The sequence below is a fragment of the Pseudarthrobacter sp. PS3-L1 genome (assembly GCF_030063285.1).
GTDB lineage: Bacteria > Actinomycetota > Actinomycetes > Actinomycetales > Micrococcaceae > Arthrobacter.
This window is the reverse complement of the sequence record NZ_JASISU010000002.1, coordinates 480,071-497,355: the sequence shown is the minus strand read 5'-3', so window position 1 is coordinate 497,355 and position 17,285 is coordinate 480,071. Positions and strand designations below refer to the sequence as shown.

The following is a 17,285-nucleotide window of genomic DNA, read 5'->3' as shown; positions in this document are numbered from 1 at the left end:
CCCCGGATCCGATTGCTGCGACACCATCGCGTCAGGGGAAGTCTTGTTACGGAGACGCTCCGCGGCGTGAGAAGCTAAGCCGGTGACTTTTTCCACAGTGCCAGTGATCTTTGACCTTGATGGAACGCTGGTCGATCCGGCTGGCGGCATTACTGACGGTATCGCGGCAGCCCTGTCAGCCCTGGACCTGCCGGTTCCCCACCAATCGGACCTCGACTCGATGGTGGGGCCGCGCTTGAGCGATGCCCTGATCAGGATTGCCGGGGTGCCGGCAGGGCAGGTCGATGAGGTAATAGGGCTGTACCGGGCCTACTATCGCACGACGGGTATCTCCCGCGGATCCGTGTACCCAGGAATCCGGGACCTCCTGGAATCATTGCGGAATGCTGGTACCGCCATGGCGGTTGCTACGCAGAAGCCCCAGTCCCTTGCCAGGGTGGTCCTAGAGCACCATGGCCTGGATGGATTTTTCACCTCTATCCAGGGGTCTTCTGATGACGAATCAGGAGCACCTGGGCCTGTCCCGTCGGGGAAAGCCGACATCATCGCAGCCGCCATGGGGGATCTTGGAGCCACGGGCGCCCTCATGGTGGGGGATCGGGCCCAGGACGTGGCCGGGGCACTTGCCAACGGTATTGACTGCATAGGTGTTGCGTGGGGTTTTGCGCCGGACGGCGAACTGGTCCGTGCTGGCGCTTGCACAGTGGTGGCGGACACGCAGGAGCTCCACGCTGCCATCATCCCCCTGGCTACTGGCCGGGCTGAAGAGGAATTGGAGGTATAGGACTGTGGCAATGTTTGACGCCGTCAGATGGACCACCCGCACCCTGATCTCCGGATCGTGCAGGCCTTTCGTCGTGGGCCTTGAGAATGTCCCGAAGGATGGCCCCTTCATTGTGGCCCCCAACCACCTCTCGTTTTTTGACAGTGTGATTGTGCAGGCGCTGATGCCCCGCCCGGTCGCGTTTTTTGCCAAAGCAGAGTACTTCACGACGGCTGGGGTCAAGGGCCGGGTCATGAAGTCCTTCTTTGAGTCGGTCGGCTCCATTCCGGTGGAACGGGGAGAGCAGGCGGCCAGCGTGCAGGCGCTGAAGACGCTCCTGGACATTCTGGAATCCGGCAAGGGAATCGGTATCTACCCGGAGGGCACCAGGTCGCGGGATGGAATTCTTTACCGGGGACGCACCGGCGTTGGCTGGCTGGCGCTGACTACCGGCGCGCCAGTGATCCCGGTAGGACTTATCGGAACCGAAAACCTCCAGCCGGCAGGACAAAAGGGATTTAAGCCACAGCACTTCACCATGAAGGTCGGAGAGCCGCTGTATTTTGACCGGACAGGCCCGGACCACTCACTGCCAGCGCGCCGCAAGGTGACGGATTCCGTCATGGACGCCATTGCCGAACTGAGCGGACAATCCCGTTCCACCAGCTATAACCAGAGCAAGACCGCAGAATGACAGGTAGGGCATCCTTCCGCCACAGGGCGAGGGGCTGGCCCTGTTCCTGCTTCCGCTGCCTTGGCACGGACGTCGATTCGGAGACCTGACGCGTGGCAGATCCAGCAAGTTACCGCCCCCAGACCGGAGAGATACCCACCAATCCGGGGGTGTATCGGTTCCGCGATCCGCACGGTCGGGTCATCTACGTGGGCAAAGCAAAAAACCTGAGGTCCAGGCTTAATTCCTATTTCGCAAATCCAGCTGGCCTGCTGCCGAAAACGCATGCAATGGTCCACACGGCCAGCAGCGTGGAGTGGACTGTGGTGGGCAGCGAGCTGGAATCCCTGCAGCTCGAATACACCTGGATCAAGGAATTTTCGCCGCGCTTCAACGTGATGTTCCGCGACGATAAGTCGTATCCATACCTCGCCCTGACCATGGGAGAAAAGTTTCCAAGGGTGCAGGTGCTCCGGGGTGACAGAAAAAAGGGCACCCGATACTTCGGGCCCTACACGGCTGGAGCCATCCGGGAGACCATGGACACATTGCTCCGCGTCTTCCCGGTACGCAGCTGCAGCTCCGGAGTTTTTCGCCGGGCAGAGGCCAGCGGACGCCCGTGCCTCCTGGGTTACATTGACAAGTGTGCGGCGCCCTGTGTTGGCCGGGTCAGCCCCGAGGAGCACCGGGTCCTCGCAGAGGATTTTTGCTCGTTCATGGGCGGGGAAGCAAAGCGGTTTACGTCTCGGCTGGAAAAGGAGATGGCTGCTGCTGTTGAGCAGTTGGACTATGAGCAGGCTGCACGGCTGCGAGACGATATCGTTGCCCTCCGCAAGGTCTTCGAACGCAACGCCGTGGTCCTCGCCGACGACACCGACGCGGACGTTTTTGCGCTTCACGAAGATGAACTCGAAGCAGCAGTACAGGTCTTTCACGTCCGCGGTGGACGAGTCCGCGGGCAGCGTGGTTGGGTCGTCGAAAAAGTCGAGGACACTACCACTCCGGACCTTGTGGAGCATCTTCTGCAGCAGGTCTATGGGGAAGCAAACGGAAGCCACGGGCGGCTGCCGCGAGAGGTCCTGGTCCCTGTCCTGCCGAGCAACGGACCGGAACTGACGGCCTGGCTGTCTGGACTCCGGGGCGCCCATGTTGATGTTCGCGTTCCGCAGCGTGGCGACAAGGCAGCCCTGATGGGCACAGTCCGGGAGAACGCCGAGCAGGCACTAAAACTTCACAAGACCCGCCGTGCGGGTGACATTACAGTGCGGTCCCAAGGGTTGCTTGAGTTGCAGGAGGCTCTGGACCTGCCAGTACCCCTGCTGCGGATTGAATGCTTTGACATTTCGCATGTGCAGGGCACCAACGTTGTTGCGTCCATGGTGGTGGTCGAAGACGGTCTTCCCAAAAAGTCGGACTACCGTAAGTTCGCCGTGACCGGGGCCGCCGCCGTGGACGACACGGCCTCCATGCATGACGTCCTCACCCGGCGATTCCGCCGCTATCTGCAGGACAAGGTAGCCCAACCCGATGTGCTCGATACAGAGACGGGAAACGCCGAGGCGGCGGCTGCTGCTGCCGCTGTCGATAGGCCCGATGCTGCAGCTGAGGAGGCGCTGCTCGATACTACGACAACGGCGCCGCGCAGCAAGTTTGCCTACCCGCCGAACCTTGTGGTGGTGGACGGTGGCAAGCCGCAGGTGAATGCCGCCGCTCGAGCCCTGGCTGAACTGGGGATTGACGACGTCTACGTCGTAGGGCTGGCCAAACGCCTGGAAGAAGTCTGGCTGCCGGACAGTGATTTTCCGGTGATCCTGCCGCGGACCTCGCAGGGTCTCTACATGTTGCAGCGGATCCGTGACGAAGCACACCGATTTGCCATTTCCTTCCACCGCCAGAAGCGCGGGAAGGCCATGACAGTGTCCGCCCTGGACGCGGTGCCAGGCCTGGGGGAGGCAAAAAGGAAGGCACTTCTGGCGCACTTCGGTTCGGTCAAGGCCATCAAAGCGGCGTCGGCCGAGGAACTGACGGCCGCCAAAGGGATTGGCCCCGCACTTGCCAGCGCCATCGCAACCGCCTTCAATGAGGGACCGGAAACTGCCCAGGCACCTGTGATCAACATGACCACCGGCGAAATCATCGAATTTTAGCTAGGGTAAAGGGACAGGGTGCCGCAAAGGCGCCCTGGCGCACGAACGGTAGAAATGGAGCTGGATCAATGGCAGACATCACGGCGGATCCCGGGGCTGAGCAGGACGGCCTCACGCCAGTGAAGCCGATCGAATCCGAACTCCTGGTAGTTACGGGCATGTCGGGCGCAGGACGCAGTACGGCCTCCGATGCCCTTGAGGACCACGGCTGGTACGTGGTGGAGAACCTGCCACCACAGATGCTTGGCACCCTCGCAGAGCTTGTATCGCATGCACCTGGCTCCATCCCACGCCTGGCAGTTGTTGTTGATGTCCGCAGCAAAGGTCTCTTCACGGACATCCGGACGGCGCTGGGTGCGCTTTCGGCCAGTGGCGTCAAGTACAGGGTCCTCTTCTTGGACGCCAACGACGGCGTGCTGGTCAGGCGCTTTGAGCAGGGCAGGAGACCCCACCCGCTGCAGGGCGGCGGCCGTATCCTTGACGGGATAGCTGCCGAGCGCGAAATCCTGGGCGAACTCCGGGACTCTGCGGACCTGGTGCTGGATACCTCGGACCTCAATGTTCACGGACTGGCAACTGCCGTCACGGAACTGTTCAGTGAATCCGGCCCCATCGCACTTCGCCTGAATGTGATGAGCTTTGGCTTTAAATACGGGCTCCCCGTGGATGCCAACTATGTTGCCGATGTCCGTTTTATTCCCAACCCGCACTGGGTACCGCAGCTGCGCCCGCACACGGGCCTTGACAAGGACGTCAGCGATTTTGTCCTTGGGGCAGAGGGTGTGGGGAACTTCGTGGACCGCTACGTCATGGCACTGGAGCCCGTCCTGGACGGCTACCGCCGAGAGAACAAGCACTACGCCACAATCGCTGTGGGATGCACGGGCGGCAAGCACAGGTCTGTGGCTGTGGCGATGGAGCTCTCGAAGAAATTAGCCCAGTACCCCCGAGTAACCGTGACGACCACGCATCGTGATTTGGGCCGCGAGTAGTGGGCCTCCTGACGGGACCGCTTCCCCTTATCCCGCCGTCGGCCTCCAGTGCGAACAGCCAGCAGGCCAAGGGACCAACAGTGGTGGCGCTTGGCGGCGGCCATGGGCTCTCTGCCTCGTTGTCTGCACTACGGCTGCTCTCCTCTGAACTGACGGCTGTTGTCACGGTCGCGGACGACGGCGGTTCGTCGGGCCGGTTGCGCGAGGAGTACGGTGTCCTGCCCCCTGGGGATCTCCGCATGGCGCTGTCTGCGCTGTGCGACGACACCGACTGGGGGCGTACCTGGCGCGACGTCATGCAGCATCGCTTCGCGCCGGGAAAGCCCAATGCCACGACAGGACAGCGGGCCTCGCTAGACCAGCACGCCATGGGCAACCTGTTGATCGTCACGCTCTGGGAACTGCTCGGCGATGCGGTGGATGGGCTGAGGTGGGCTGGTGCCTTGCTGGGCGCCCGTGGCCAGGTACTCCCGATGTCCACCGTGCCACTGACCATTGAGGGCGATGTCCTGGTGACTGCTCCTGACGGGAGCAGCGCCACGCAAACCATATCTGGCCAGGCCCGCTGCGCCGTTGCCGGCAAGCTGGAACGCGTTCGCCTGATGCCTGCTGAAGCGCCAGCATGCATTGAGGCACTGACCGCCATTGAGCTTGCTGACTGGGTCATCCTGGGACCGGGTTCCTGGTACACCTCGGTCCTTCCGCACCTCTTGCTTCCGGAGATGCAGCAGGCCCTGTGTGATACGCCCGCGAAAAGGTGCCTGACCATGAATCTGGCCACCGATACCCAGGAAACCACGGGGATGAGTGCAGCAGACCACCTCCATGCGTTGCGGAAGTATGCTCCAAACTTCGGCGTCGATGTTGTTCTTGCCGATCCCCGGTCCATTACGGACCGGGCGGAGTTCCGCGAGGCGGCGGGCATGCTCGGCGCCCGGGTTGTCCTCGCGAATGTCGGAGCGGCCGGGCACGCTGCAGTCCACGACCCCCTGCGGCTGGCCACCGCCTATCACGACATTTTTGGGAACGGTTAGGAAACCATGGCACTGACAGCATCAGTCAAGGAAGAACTGTCCCGGCTGGACATAAAAAAATCCTCGGTCCGAAAAGCCGAAGTTTCAGCCATGCTTCGATTTGCGAGCGGCCTGCACATCATCTCTGGCCGGATTGTCATCGAGGCGGAACTGGACCTGGCCTCATCTGCACGGCGGTTGCGTGCGGCCATCGCCGAGGTCTACGGCCATCAGAGCGAGATTGTTGTGATCTCCGGCGGGGGACTGCGGCGCGGCAGCCGTTATGTTGTGCGGGTGGTCCGGGACGGCGAGGCGCTGGCCCGCCAGACCGGACTGCTCGACGGCCGCGGCAGGCCCGTCCGTGGGCTGCCATCCGCCGTCGTCAACGGTTCGGCGGCGGATGCCGAAGCGGTCTGGCGTGGAGCGTTCCTAGTCCACGGCTCCCTCACGGAACCCGGTCGTTCGTCGGCCCTTGAGGTCACCTGTCCCGGGCCGGAGTCCGCGCTGGCGTTGGTCGGAGCTGCCCGCCGCCTTGGGATCCAGGCGAAAGCCCGCGAAGTCAGGGGGGTGGACAGGGTGGTGATCCGCGACGGAGACACCATTGCGGCTCTCCTGGTGCGCATGGGTGCCCACGATGCCTTCATGGTGTGGGAGGAACGGCGCATGCGCAAGGAAGTGCGGGCCACTGCGAATCGACTCGCAAATTTTGACGACGCCAACCTTCGACGCTCCGCACAGGCCGCCGTCGCTGCAGGCGCTCGGGTGGACCGTGCCCTGGAAATCCTGGGCGATGACGTACCCGAACATCTCAAGTACGCCGGCGAACTCCGGGTTGCCCATAAACAGGCAAGCCTGGATGAACTGGGCAGGCTTGCCGATCCCGTCATGACCAAGGATGCCATTGCGGGCCGTATTCGCAGACTGTTGGCAATGGCTGACAAGCGAGCCACCGACCTCGGCATTCCGGGGACGGAAGCCAATGTGACAGCAGACATGTTGGATGAATAGCCTGCAGTTCTAGAATCATTGGCAGCGGAGGAAATACCTGCGTGTCCCGTGGGGTTATGCCGAACAGGACAGTGCAATAGTTCCGCTGCCGCAGTTTTCCGGATGCCCGCCATCCGGATGCACAATCCAAGAGTTACCCACCGGACAACCTGTCCACGATTTTGGAGGATTTTGTGACCGAGTACGTTTTGCCAGAACTCAGCTACGACTACGCTGCCCTGGAGCCGCACATCTCCGCACGCATCATGGAGCTGCACCACAGCAAGCACCATGCCGCCTACGTCACGGGTGCGAACAACGCCCTGGCCCAGCTCGCCGACGCCCGTGAGAAGGGCGACTACGCAAACATCAGCAGGCTTTCCAAAGACCTGGCCTTCCACACGGGCGGGCACATCAACCACTCGGTCTTCTGGAACAACCTTTCCCCGGACGGTGGCGACAAGCCTGAAGGTGAGCTTGCTGCGGCAATCGATGACGCATTCGGTTCATTCGATGCTTTCCGCGCACAGTTCAGTGCAGCCGCGCTGGCCCTGCAGGGCTCCGGCTGGGCCTTCCTGGCCTACGAGCCCATCGGCGGCAACCTTGTGATCGAACAGCTCTACGATCAGCAGGGCAACGTCGCAGTTGGCACCACCCCGCTGTTGATGCTCGACATGTGGGAGCACGCTTTCTACCTGGACTACGTCAACGTCAAGGCTGACTACGTCAAGGCTTTCTGGAACATCGTCAACTGGGCTGATGTTGCCAAGCGCTTTGAAGCGGCACGCACAGGGGCAACAGGCCTGATCGTCCTCTCCTAGGGACGTATTTGGAGATGTGTTGGTAACATTCCTCACATGTCCGGGCGGTTTCGCCCGGTATCTGGACGGAGCGCCCCCGTACTTGCGGGGGCGTGCCGTCTTGAACGTAAGATAGATCACGGAGGCGGTTAGCCTTCAGCAATGTGGCTGGTCGCCCTCCGATCTGCAAAATATCTCTGCCCAATGGCGTGCGGGATCTGTTAGTTGGCGCGAATGCCCGACTCAACCAAGTGTGCTCGCAGGAGCAACAAGGAGACTGAAAAAGTGACGACCCGTATTGGAATCAACGGCTTTGGCCGCATTGGACGCAACTACTTCCGCGCAGCACTCGCCCAGGGGGCCGATCTTGAGATCGTAGCCGTCAATGACCTGACGAGCCCCGAGGCCCTGGCGCACCTCTTTAAGTACGACTCCGTCAACGGACGCCTCGCCCAGACCGTCGAGGTCAAGGACGGCGACATCGTTGTCGGCGGCAAGGTCATCAAGGTCCTCGCCGAGCGCGATCCTGCAAACCTTCCCTGGGGTGAGCTCGGCGTTGACATCGTCATCGAGTCCACTGGTTTCTTCACCAAGGCAGCAGATGCCCAGAAGCACATCGATGCAGGCGCCAAGAAGGTCCTCATCTCTGCCCCGGCCTCTGACGAAGACATCACCATCGTGATGGGCGTCAACCACGATCTTTACGATCCGGCTGCGCACAACATCATCTCCAACGCATCATGCACCACCAACTGCCTGGGCCCGCTGGCCAAGGTCATCAACGATTCCTTCGGGATCGAGCGTGGCCTGATGACCACCATCCACGCGTACACAGCTGACCAGAACCTGCAGGACGGCCCGCACAAGGATCTTCGCCGTGCGCGCGCTGCAGCCATCAACATGGTCCCCACATCCACGGGTGCTGCTAAGGCAATCGGCCTCGTCCTGCCTGAGCTCAAGGGCAAGCTTGACGGCTACGCCATCCGCGTTCCCGTCCCCACAGGCTCCGCCACCGACCTCACGGTCACCGTGGGTCGCGAAACCACAGTGGAGGAAGTCAACGCCGTCCTCAAGGCTGCATCCGAGACAGAGGAGCTCAAGGGTCTGCTGACCTACACGGACGAGCCCATCGTCTCGTCCGACATCGTGGGCGACCCTGCATCATCGATCTTCGACTCGGGCCTCACCAAGGTCATTGGCAACCAGGTCAAGGTTGTCTCCTGGTATGACAACGAGTGGGGCTACTCCAACCGCCTGGTGGACCTCACCAAGCTTGTTGCAGCCAAGCTGGGCTAGGCTGGGTTCATGACATTTCACACCCTCAACGAACTCATCGCTGAAGGTGTCCGCGGGCGGTACATTCTTGTCAGAAGTGACCTGAATGTGCCGCTCGACGGCTCTGCAGTGACGGACGATGGACGCATCAAGGCTTCCATCCCCGTCCTGAAGAAGCTGACGGATGCTGGCGCGCGTGTTCTGGTAACGGCCCACCTCGGACGCCCTAAGGGTGCACCCGAGGAAAAGTACTCGCTTAAGCCCGCGGCTGACCGCCTTGCCGAGCTTGCACCATTTCCGGTGGCACTCGCTGGAGACACTGTAGGTGAGTCGGCACAGCGACTCGCTGCGGAACTTTCGGACGGACAGGCTTTGTTGCTTGAAAACGTCAGGTTCGATCCGCGGGAAACATCCAAGGACGACGCTCAGCGAGGGTCCTTCGCTGACGAGCTCGTTGCGCTCACGGGACATGACGGCGCTTTTGTGGATGACGCTTTTGGTGCCGTCCACCGCAAGCATGCCAGCGTGTACGACGTCGCGACTAGGCTCCCTTCCTATCAAGGGGACCTTGTCAACACTGAAGTGAACGTGCTGCAGAAGCTCACAACCGACACCAAACGACCCTACGTGGTCGTCCTCGGCGGGTCGAAGGTTTCTGACAAGCTGGCCGTCATCGAGAACCTCATTGGCAAGGCCGACACCATCCTTGTCGGCGGCGGAATGCTGTTCACCTTCCTTGCGGCCGAGGGCCACAAGGTTGCTGGCAGCCTGCTCGAGGAAGACCAGATCCCAGTGGTTCAGGCTTACCTGAAGCGGGCGGCCGACGCCGGCACCGAGTTTATTGTTCCGGTGGACGTTGTTGTTGCGCAGAAGTTCTCGGCTGACGCCGCCTTCGAAACTGTCGCTGCGGATGCCATCGAGAAAAGCAGCTTCGGGAGTTCCGGTATCGGGCTGGACATTGGCCCCACGTCGGCCCAGCAGTTTGCAGACCGGATTGCGGGGGCGAAGACTGTTTTCTGGAACGGACCCATGGGCGTTTTTGAGTTTGAGTCCTTTGCTGCAGGAACGCGCGCCGTTGCCGCAGCACTGACGGAATCGGATGCCTTCACAGTAGTGGGTGGCGGAGACTCGGCTGCGGCGGTACGCTCCCTCGGGTTCCGTGACGATCAGTTTGGTCATATCTCCACCGGTGGTGGAGCCAGCCTTGAGTACCTTGAAGGTAAGGATCTTCCCGGACTGAGCGTCCTGGACCGCTAGAGAAGTATCTCCCGCAGGTGGCGGCCCAAGGGGCCCACCTGCGGGAGCTTCATGCCCGACACAATTTTTGGAGCATCTGTGACGACGTCAACAAACGGCACTTTCGACCGTACCCCGCTGATTGCCGGGAACTGGAAAATGAACATGGACCATGTTCAGGGAATTACCCTCCTGCAAAAGCTTGCCTGGACCCTGGAGGATGCCGGACACGACTACGGCCGAGCTGAAGTAGCCGTCTTCCCGCCTTTCACCGACCTCCGTGGCGTGCAGACCCTGGTCCAGGGAGACAAGCTCAAAGTTGTTTATGGTGGACAGGATCTTTCGGAGTTTGATTCAGGCGCCTACACGGGTGATATCAGCGGGGCTTTCCTCAACAAGCTCGGTTGCACCTATGTCCTGGTCGGACACAGCGAACGCCGCACCATCCACAACGAAACTGACCAGGTGCTCAACGCAAAGGTCAAAGCCGCCTACAAGCATGGGGTCGTTCCGATGCTGTGTGTCGGCGAAGGCCTTGACGTTCGTCAGGCGGGGACGCATGTGGCACATACCCTCGAGCAGCTTCGCGCCGATGTGGCTGGACTGACCAGTGAGCAGGCTGCCACTCTGGTGGTTGCCTATGAGCCCGTATGGGCGATCGGTACTGGGGAAGTTGCCGGCCCGGAGGACGCCCAGGAAATGTGCGCCGCCATCCGAGCCGAGCTGGAATCCATCTTCGACACGGAGACGGCAGCCAAGGTTCGCCTACTCTACGGCGGTTCCGTCAAGGCTGGCAATGTAGCGTCAATCCTTCGCGAACGGGACGTTGACGGCGTGTTGGTGGGTGGCGCCAGCTTGGATCCCGCGGAGTTTGCTAATATTGTCAGGTTCGAGAGTCACCTGGTGACGGACTAGTCCGTCACGGCCCGATCTCCCGCAATCCCAACTTTTGAAAGGCCGTCGTGGACGTTCTTCATGTCATCCTGCAGATCCTGCTGGGAATCACCAGCCTTCTGCTCACTTTCTTGATCCTGCTGCACAAGGGACGGGGCGGTGGTCTTTCCGACATGTTCGGCGGCGGCATGAGCTCCGGGTTGAGCTCGTCTGGTGTTGCTGAGCGAAACCTCAACCGGTTCACCATCATCCTTGGTATCTCATGGGGTGTTGTCATCATCGCCCTGGGTCTTCTGATGCGCTTCCAAGGTGGAGATTCCTGACAGGTATCTGTTGACGGACAAACATTCCAGATATTAAATGACTGCGGCCGGTGGAGAAATCCACCGGCCGCAGTCATTTAACGCCTATAAAGGTTTCTCAGGAACGCGTGGCTTCCTTGCGCACCAGTTGCGCGGGGACTTTTGCTGCCGCAGCTTCATCAATGAGCCACAGGGTACGGCTGGTTCCGGAAGGGCCTGCAGCTGGAACCTGGACCGGAGTTGCACCTGCCAGGGCCAACCCCACAGCACCGGCTTTGTCCTCACCGGCAACCACCATCCATACTTCGCCAGCAGTATTGATGGCGGGCAGGGTCAGGGAGATACGCTCCGGCGGGGGCTTGGGTGAAGTTCGCACTCCCACCACCGTGCGTTCCTTTTCCCTGATACCGGCCTGCTCGGGGAAGAGCGATGCCACGTGGGCATCAGGTCCGACACCAAGCAGCAGGATATCCAGTCGTGGCAGGAGGCCAGGTTCCTCCGGCCGGTCATCCGAGTGGTCAGCAGCGTGCTCTGCAGCAGCTGCTTCCTTGAGCTGGCGTGCATAGTCGTCGGCTGCTTCTTCGGGCGAGCCAAACTCGTCCGACGATCCAGGTTCGTGGATCCGTTCGGCGGAGACCGGGAAGTGGGACAAAAGAGCCTTGCGCGCCTGAACGGTATTGCGGTCCTCACTGTCTGCGGCGACGAACCTCTCGTCACCCCACCAGAAGTTGACCCGCGACCAGTCAACGGCAGGTGCCGCCGCCGAATCTGCAACAGCCTTCAGCGTTCCGATGCCCACTGTGCCACCGGTGAGCACTACCGTTGCCTCGCCATACTTGTCCTGGACATCAACAAGCTTGGTGATCAGGCGCGCCGCAATGGCTGCCATCAGGACAGATGAATCTGGATGGATACTGACGCGTGGATCAACTCTTACTGGCACTGACGCTCCTCAGGTTGGTACGGGGCAGTCCCATAGTAATCACTTCGCCGAAGACTTCGTCCGGATCGAGCCGACGCAGCTCTTCCGCAAGGCAGTCCCGCAGGCTTCGCCGGGGGAGCGTGATGCGTTGCGTGGGTTGGCCAGGCTGGGTGAGTTCCGCCACGGAGGATCCGGGCCGGAACAGCTGGACATCCCCGGATTCCCGGGAGAGGCGGACCCGGCGGATCCCCGTGCCAGCGGGATCTGCCACGATGGTGGAGGGTACATCCAGAGCGAGAGTCAGCCAGGCCGCCAGGAGGAGGGTGCTGGCAGAATCGGACGCACCCTCTACTGTTACTTCAGTGACGGGCGAGTCGTCCACCTGGTCCAGCACCGCCGCCAACTGGATACGCCAGTTGGTGAGCCGCGTCCACGCAAGGTCGGTATCGCCGGCCTTGTAGGTTTCACGGATCGTTTCCAGTGCAGCAAGCGGATCTGATTCATTGGCCGAGTCCGTGATGCGCCGGTGGGCGATACTGCCAATGGAGGTCTCACAGGCGTTGCGTGGGGACCCATGCGGCCACCAGGCAACGATCGGCGCATCAGGCAACAGGAGCCCTGCCACCAGTGATTCGCTTTCCTCAGCAAGTGCTCCGTAGCCACGCAGAACAATCACCTCGGAGGCACCTGCGTCACCTCCAACACGGATTTGCGCATCAAGCCTGTCCGCTTTCTCGCTGCCAGCATCGGCGAGGACAATGATGCGGCAGGGGTGCTCGCGGCTTGCTTCATTGGCTGCCTCGATCGCCTCTTCCTCATCGCCGGAGCGGGTGATGACAACAAGTGTCAGGACCCGTCCTAGGGCAATGACGCCGCCCTGTTCACGCAGGGACGTAAGCTTCTTGGAAACCTTTGACGTCGTGGTATCCGGAAGATCTACAATCATGGCCTTCTCCAGCTTCTTCCATCTGCTGCCAGCAGTTCATCTGCCGACGCAGGGCCCCAGCTTCCGGGCGCGTACGGTTCGGGTTGTTCCTTGAGGTTCGCCCAGTGTTCTTCAAAGGGATCCAGGATTTTCCAGGAGAGCTCAACTTCCTGGTGCCGGGGGAACAGCGGGGGTTCGCCGAGCAGCACATCAAGGATCAGCCGCTCGTAGGCTTCGGGGCTGGATTCCGTGAAGGAGTGGCCGTACCCGAAGTCCATGGTGACGTCCCGAACTTCCATCTGCGTACCTGGAACCTTGGAACCAAGGCGGATGGTGGCACCTTCATCGGGCTGGACCCGGATGACCACGGCGTTCTGGCCGAAGTCGTCCTCGCCATGATCGCGGAACAGGAGGTTGGGCGCGCGTTTGAAGACCACGGCAATCTCAGTGACGCGCCTACCCAGCCGCTTACCGGCGCGCAGGTAGAAGGGGACACCATGCCAGCGTCGCGTGTTGATATCCACGCGGATTGCAGCAAAAGTCTCTGTCCCTGAATCAGCCGGAATGCCGTCCTCTTCAAGGTAACCCTGCACCTGCTCGCCGCCTTGCCAGCCGCCCGTAAACTGGCCGCGAGCCGAGTGCTTGGAGAGGTCTTCGGGCAGCTTGACGGCTGCCAGGACTTTCTCCTTCTCCGCCCGGAGGTCATCGGCATTAAAGGAAATGGGTTCCTCCATGGCCGTCAGGGCAAGGAGCTGCAGCAGGTGGTTCTGGATAACGTCGCGGGCTGCCCCGACACCGTCGTAGTACCCCGCACGGCCACCCGTGCCGATATCTTCGGCCATGGTGATCTGGACGTGGTCAACGTAGTTTGCGTTCCACAAGGGTTCAAAGAGCTGGTTGGCGAAACGCAGAGCCAGGATGTTCTGGACTGTTTCCTTACCCAAGTAGTGATCAATGCGGAACACGGAGTCGGCAGGGAAAACTGATTCGACAATGTCGTTAAGTGCCCGCGCGGATTCCAGGTCGTGACCGAACGGTTTTTCGATGACAACGCGGCGCCAACTGTCGCCCTCGGCCTTTGCCAGGCCGTGTTCGGAAAGCTGGCGGCAGACCTGCTCGAAGGCTTTCGGCGGAATGGACAGGTAGAAGGCATGGTTCCCGCGTGTTCCACGCTGCTCATCCAACTCTGCGATCGTCTTACCGAGACGCTCAAAGGCATCATCGTCGTCGAACTCGCCGCTGACAAAACGGATGCCCTCGGAGAGCTGGTTCCACACGGTTTCGTCGAAGGGAGTGCGGGCGTAGGACTGGACTGATTCCTTGACCTTTGCCGCAAATTCCGCATTGTCCCAATCGCGACGGGCGAAACCCACGAGCGCGAAACTGGGAGGCAGGAGTCCTCGGTTGGCAAGGTCATAGACAGCTGGCATGAGCTTCTTGCGGGCCAGGTCGCCTGTCACTCCAAAGAGCACCAGTGAGGAGGGGCCAGCAATGCGGTTGAGGCGGCGATCCCGCGGATCACGCAGCGGGTTGCGACTGCGTGATCCGGGACCTTTGCCATTTTCTGTATCAGGCATGGGGTTGTTTGTGCCTCAGCTTTCGGAAGGGGATGCTGTGGCTGCGAGTCCAGCAATGATGTCCTGGAGCTGGGATACCCCCGCAGCGCGATCGTTCAAATGGAGGCGCAAGACGGGGCGTCCGTGATCACTAAGGACCTGGGCATCACCGGCCGCCTGCGCTGCAATGAGTTCCCCGAAGGTGAACGGCCGGTCAGGGATCTCCAGGTCCCCAGCAGCGGCTGCGGTGACCTGCAGGAATACTCCGATTGCGGGACCGCCCTTGTGGAACTGGCCTGTGGAGTGCAGGAAGCGTGGCCCCCAGCCGAACGTCACGGGACGCCCGCTTGCTGTTGCCAGCTCATCGCGCACACTCTCCAGGGATGCGTAGGCCAGGCGGTCAAAGTAGGCCTGGACACTCAGGTAGGAGTCTTCCTTCAACTCACCAAGGAGGGCACTAATGGCCTGCCCGGCCGTTGCGGCGCCGCCGAGCCACTCACCACCGCGGACCTCTATGGAGCCATCGGTGAATGCAGCGGCTGTGATTTCAGGTTGTGCGTCCAGCAGGCCCCGTGCAGCCACCTTGGCGGCCTCAACGTCAGGCTGATCAAAGGGATTGATCCCCAGCAGGCGCCCGGCCACAGCTGTGGCAAATTCCCAGACCATCATCTGGGTGGGCAGTCCGCCCGCTATCGCCGCCTCATTTCCGGAAAGTTCAGGATCTGAATCCGCTGCTACGAGGCGGATCACCAGCACGTCATCCGCGCCCGATCTGACTTCCGGTGCCTGCGGGCCAGCCACAACGGGAAGAACTCCGGTTCCCAGCTTGCCGGTGGATTCCGCGATGAGCTGCTCAGCCCAGTCGGGGAAGCCTGTGATGCCTGATCCGTCTTCGACGATGACGATTTTATTGCGCAGCGGACTGGTTCCACCCAGGGCCGTAGCCAAGGCGAGCCCGACGTTTTCGGCAGCATCGTCATTAAGTAGTTCAATGGCTTCTTCGGCCTCATCCAGGAATGCCTGGATGTCCACACCGGCGAGGCCGGAGGGAACCAGGCCGAAGGCCGTCAGCGCTGAGTAGCGGCCGCCTACGTTGGGATCTGCGTTGAAGACAGCGCGGTAACCTGCTTCGCGGGCCGATGTGTCCAACGGGGAGCCGGGATCAGTCACAATGATAATCCTGCTTTTGGCGTTCAGCCCAGCTTCAGTGAACGCGTGTTCGAAGACGCGGCGCTGTGAGTCAGTCTCCAACGTTGAACCCGACTTGGAGGACACCACAATGGCAGTTTCCGTGAGGCGATCCGCCAATGCTGCTGCAACCTGCTCGGGGTCGGTGCTGTCCAGCACAGTCAGCTCAACGCCAGCGGTCCCCGCAATTACCTCGGGCGCCAGGGACGAGCCGCCCATTCCGCAGAGGACAATCCGTGTGATGCCTTCGGCAACAAGGTCGGCCCGCAGGGCAAGGATGTCAGCCACCAGGGGAGCGGAGACAGCTGGCGCCTCCACCCAGCCCAGGCGGACTTCCGCTTCTGCTTCTGCATCTTTGCCCCAGAGGGTGTGATCCTTGGCGAAAAGCCGCGTGGCAATACGATCCTCGATCAGCGCTGGCAGGTGCTGTTCCAGCGCCTGCTGGGCTGCACCGCTGGCGTCGTAGCTGAGAGTGGTCATGGAATCAGGAAGCCTTCCGTGCGTTGGAAAGGGCGCTTTCGACGTCGGACAGCAGTTCTTTCCAGCTGGCAACAAACTTGTCGAGGCCTTCTGTTTCGAGCTGGGCGACGACCTCGGTGTAGGAAATGCCCAGGGCGTCGAGTTCGTTCAGTGTGGCGTTGGCGTCATCGTAACCACGCGTGATGGTGTCACCCGTGACTGCGCCGTGGTCGAAGGTTGCGTCAAGGGTCTTCTCTGGCATGGTGTTGACCACACCGGGAGCTACCAACCCTGTGACATAGAGCGTGTCCGGGTATGCCGGGTCCTTGACGCCGGTGGAGGCCCACAGCGGACGCTGGGGGAGGGCGCCGGCCTCGGCCAGCACTCCCCAGCGCTCGGTGGAAAAGAGTTCCTCATACACCTGGTAGGCGAGGCGGGCATTTGCGACGCCTGCCTTGCCCTTGAGTGCCTTGGCCTCATCGGTGCCCAGGGCGTCCAGACGCTTGTCGATTTCTGAGTCAACACGGGAAACAAAGAAAGACGCCACAGAGTGGATTGTGGCGAGGTCATGGCCGTTTTCTTTTGCCTGCTCCAGACCCGCCTGGAAGGCATTGATCACTGCACGGTAGCGGTCCAGGGAGAAGATCAGGGTCACGTTGACGCTGATGCCGGTAGCCAATGTGGCGGTGATCGCCTCCAGGCCCTCAAGCGTGGCCGGGATCTTGATCAGGACGTTGTCCTTGCCCACGCGCTTGAAAAGCTTCTGGGCTTCGGTGATGGTGCCCTTGGTATCCCACGCGAGGCGGGGGTCAACTTCGATGGACACACGGCCGTCGATGCCCTTGGTGGCGGCGGCCACCGGCGCAAAGAGATTGCATGCGTCAGCGACGTCGGTTGTGGTGATGTCGAAGATTGTGTCCTCGACATTGGCGCCCTCTGCGGCCTTGCCGGCGATGAGGTCGTCGTAGTCCGTGCCGGACGTGATGGCAGCCTGGAAGATGCTGGGGTTCGTGGTGACGCCCACGACATTCTTCTCGTCGATCAGTTTCTGCAGGGTGCCTGAATCGAGGCGTCCGCGGGAAAGATCATCGAGCCAGATGGACACGCCTGCGTCGGAAAGCTGCTGGGTGGGAGTTGAAGTCATAATAATTCT

At 61.3% G+C, this 17,285-nt stretch carries 16 protein-coding genes; 11 read left to right on the top strand and 5 right to left on the bottom strand.

The window, feature by feature from the left end:
• Positions 1-82 precede the first annotated feature (82 nt).
• From QMG79_RS06725 to secG, 11 genes are all read left to right on the top strand, one after another.
• Complete coding sequence (locus QMG79_RS06725) at positions 83-784, top strand: HAD hydrolase-like protein (protein WP_283537798.1); 702 nt, start codon at positions 83-85, stop codon at positions 782-784.
• 4 nt (positions 785-788) lie between these two features.
• Complete coding sequence (locus tag QMG79_RS06720) at positions 789-1,457, top strand: lysophospholipid acyltransferase family protein (protein WP_283537797.1); 669 nt, start codon at positions 789-791, stop codon at positions 1,455-1,457.
• Positions 1,458-1,549: 92 nt separating this feature from the next.
• Positions 1,550-3,583 carry an excinuclease ABC subunit UvrC gene (gene uvrC / locus QMG79_RS06715; protein WP_283537796.1) on the top strand — a complete coding sequence of 678 codons (2,034 nt, stop codon included), beginning with the start codon at positions 1,550-1,552 and terminating at the stop codon, positions 3,581-3,583.
• A 68-nt stretch (positions 3,584-3,651) separates the two neighbouring features.
• Entirely contained in the window at positions 3,652-4,575 is a 924-nt protein-coding gene (gene rapZ / locus QMG79_RS06710; RefSeq protein WP_283537795.1) for an RNase adapter RapZ, read from the top strand.
• On the top strand, positions 4,575-5,609 hold the full coding sequence (locus tag QMG79_RS06705) for a gluconeogenesis factor YvcK family protein (protein ID WP_283537794.1): 1,035 nt from the start codon (positions 4,575-4,577) through the stop codon (positions 5,607-5,609). The genes rapZ and QMG79_RS06705 overlap by 1 nt, the downstream gene beginning before the upstream one ends.
• A gap of 6 nt (positions 5,610-5,615) precedes the next feature.
• A complete protein-coding gene (whiA, locus tag QMG79_RS06700; protein ID WP_283537793.1) occupies positions 5,616-6,596 on the top strand; it encodes a DNA-binding protein WhiA in 981 nt (326 codons plus the stop codon).
• Between the two features lie 173 nt (positions 6,597-6,769).
• Positions 6,770-7,396, top strand: a complete 627-nt coding sequence (locus QMG79_RS06695) for a superoxide dismutase (protein WP_283537792.1) — start codon at positions 6,770-6,772, stop codon at positions 7,394-7,396.
• 264 nt (positions 7,397-7,660) lie between these two features.
• Complete coding sequence (gene gap / locus QMG79_RS06690) at positions 7,661-8,671, top strand: type I glyceraldehyde-3-phosphate dehydrogenase (protein WP_283537791.1); 1,011 nt, start codon at positions 7,661-7,663, stop codon at positions 8,669-8,671.
• Positions 8,672-8,680: 9 nt separating this feature from the next.
• Positions 8,681-9,907, top strand: coding sequence for a phosphoglycerate kinase (locus QMG79_RS06685; RefSeq protein WP_283537790.1), 1,227 nt, complete (start codon positions 8,681-8,683; stop codon positions 9,905-9,907).
• Positions 9,908-9,985: 78 nt separating this feature from the next.
• On the top strand, positions 9,986-10,801 hold the full coding sequence (gene tpiA / locus QMG79_RS06680; protein WP_283538030.1) for a triose-phosphate isomerase: 816 nt from the start codon (positions 9,986-9,988) through the stop codon (positions 10,799-10,801).
• Between the two features lie 47 nt (positions 10,802-10,848).
• Complete coding sequence (secG, locus tag QMG79_RS06675; protein WP_283537789.1) at positions 10,849-11,103, top strand: preprotein translocase subunit SecG; 255 nt, start codon at positions 10,849-10,851, stop codon at positions 11,101-11,103.
• A gap of 97 nt (positions 11,104-11,200) precedes the next feature.
• Here secG and pgl read toward each other — a convergent pair whose 3' ends face one another.
• The 5 genes from pgl to tal are packed head-to-tail and all read right to left on the bottom strand — an operon-like array spanning position 11,201 to position 17,276.
• A complete protein-coding gene (gene pgl / locus QMG79_RS06670; RefSeq protein WP_502934719.1) occupies positions 11,201-11,971 on the bottom strand; it encodes a 6-phosphogluconolactonase in 771 nt (256 codons plus the stop codon).
• Between the two features lie 37 nt (positions 11,972-12,008).
• The gene (locus QMG79_RS06665) at positions 12,009-12,950 is read right to left on the bottom strand and encodes a glucose-6-phosphate dehydrogenase assembly protein OpcA (protein ID WP_283537787.1); all 942 of its coding nucleotides are present in this window, start codon (positions 12,948-12,950) and stop codon (positions 12,009-12,011) included.
• A complete protein-coding gene (gene zwf / locus QMG79_RS06660) occupies positions 12,947-14,506 on the bottom strand; it encodes a glucose-6-phosphate dehydrogenase (protein WP_283537786.1) in 1,560 nt (519 codons plus the stop codon). Before zwf ends, QMG79_RS06665 begins: the two co-directional genes overlap by 4 nt.
• 15 nt (positions 14,507-14,521) lie before the next feature.
• Entirely contained in the window at positions 14,522-16,153 is a 1,632-nt protein-coding gene (locus QMG79_RS06655) for a phosphoglucose isomerase-related protein (protein ID WP_283537785.1), read from the bottom strand.
• A 4-nt stretch (positions 16,154-16,157) separates the two neighbouring features.
• Positions 16,158-17,276 (bottom strand): transaldolase, encoded by a 1,119-nt coding sequence (gene tal / locus QMG79_RS06650; protein WP_283537784.1) that lies wholly within the window; start codon positions 17,274-17,276, stop codon positions 16,158-16,160.
• Between the last annotated feature and the right edge of the window lie 9 nt (positions 17,277-17,285).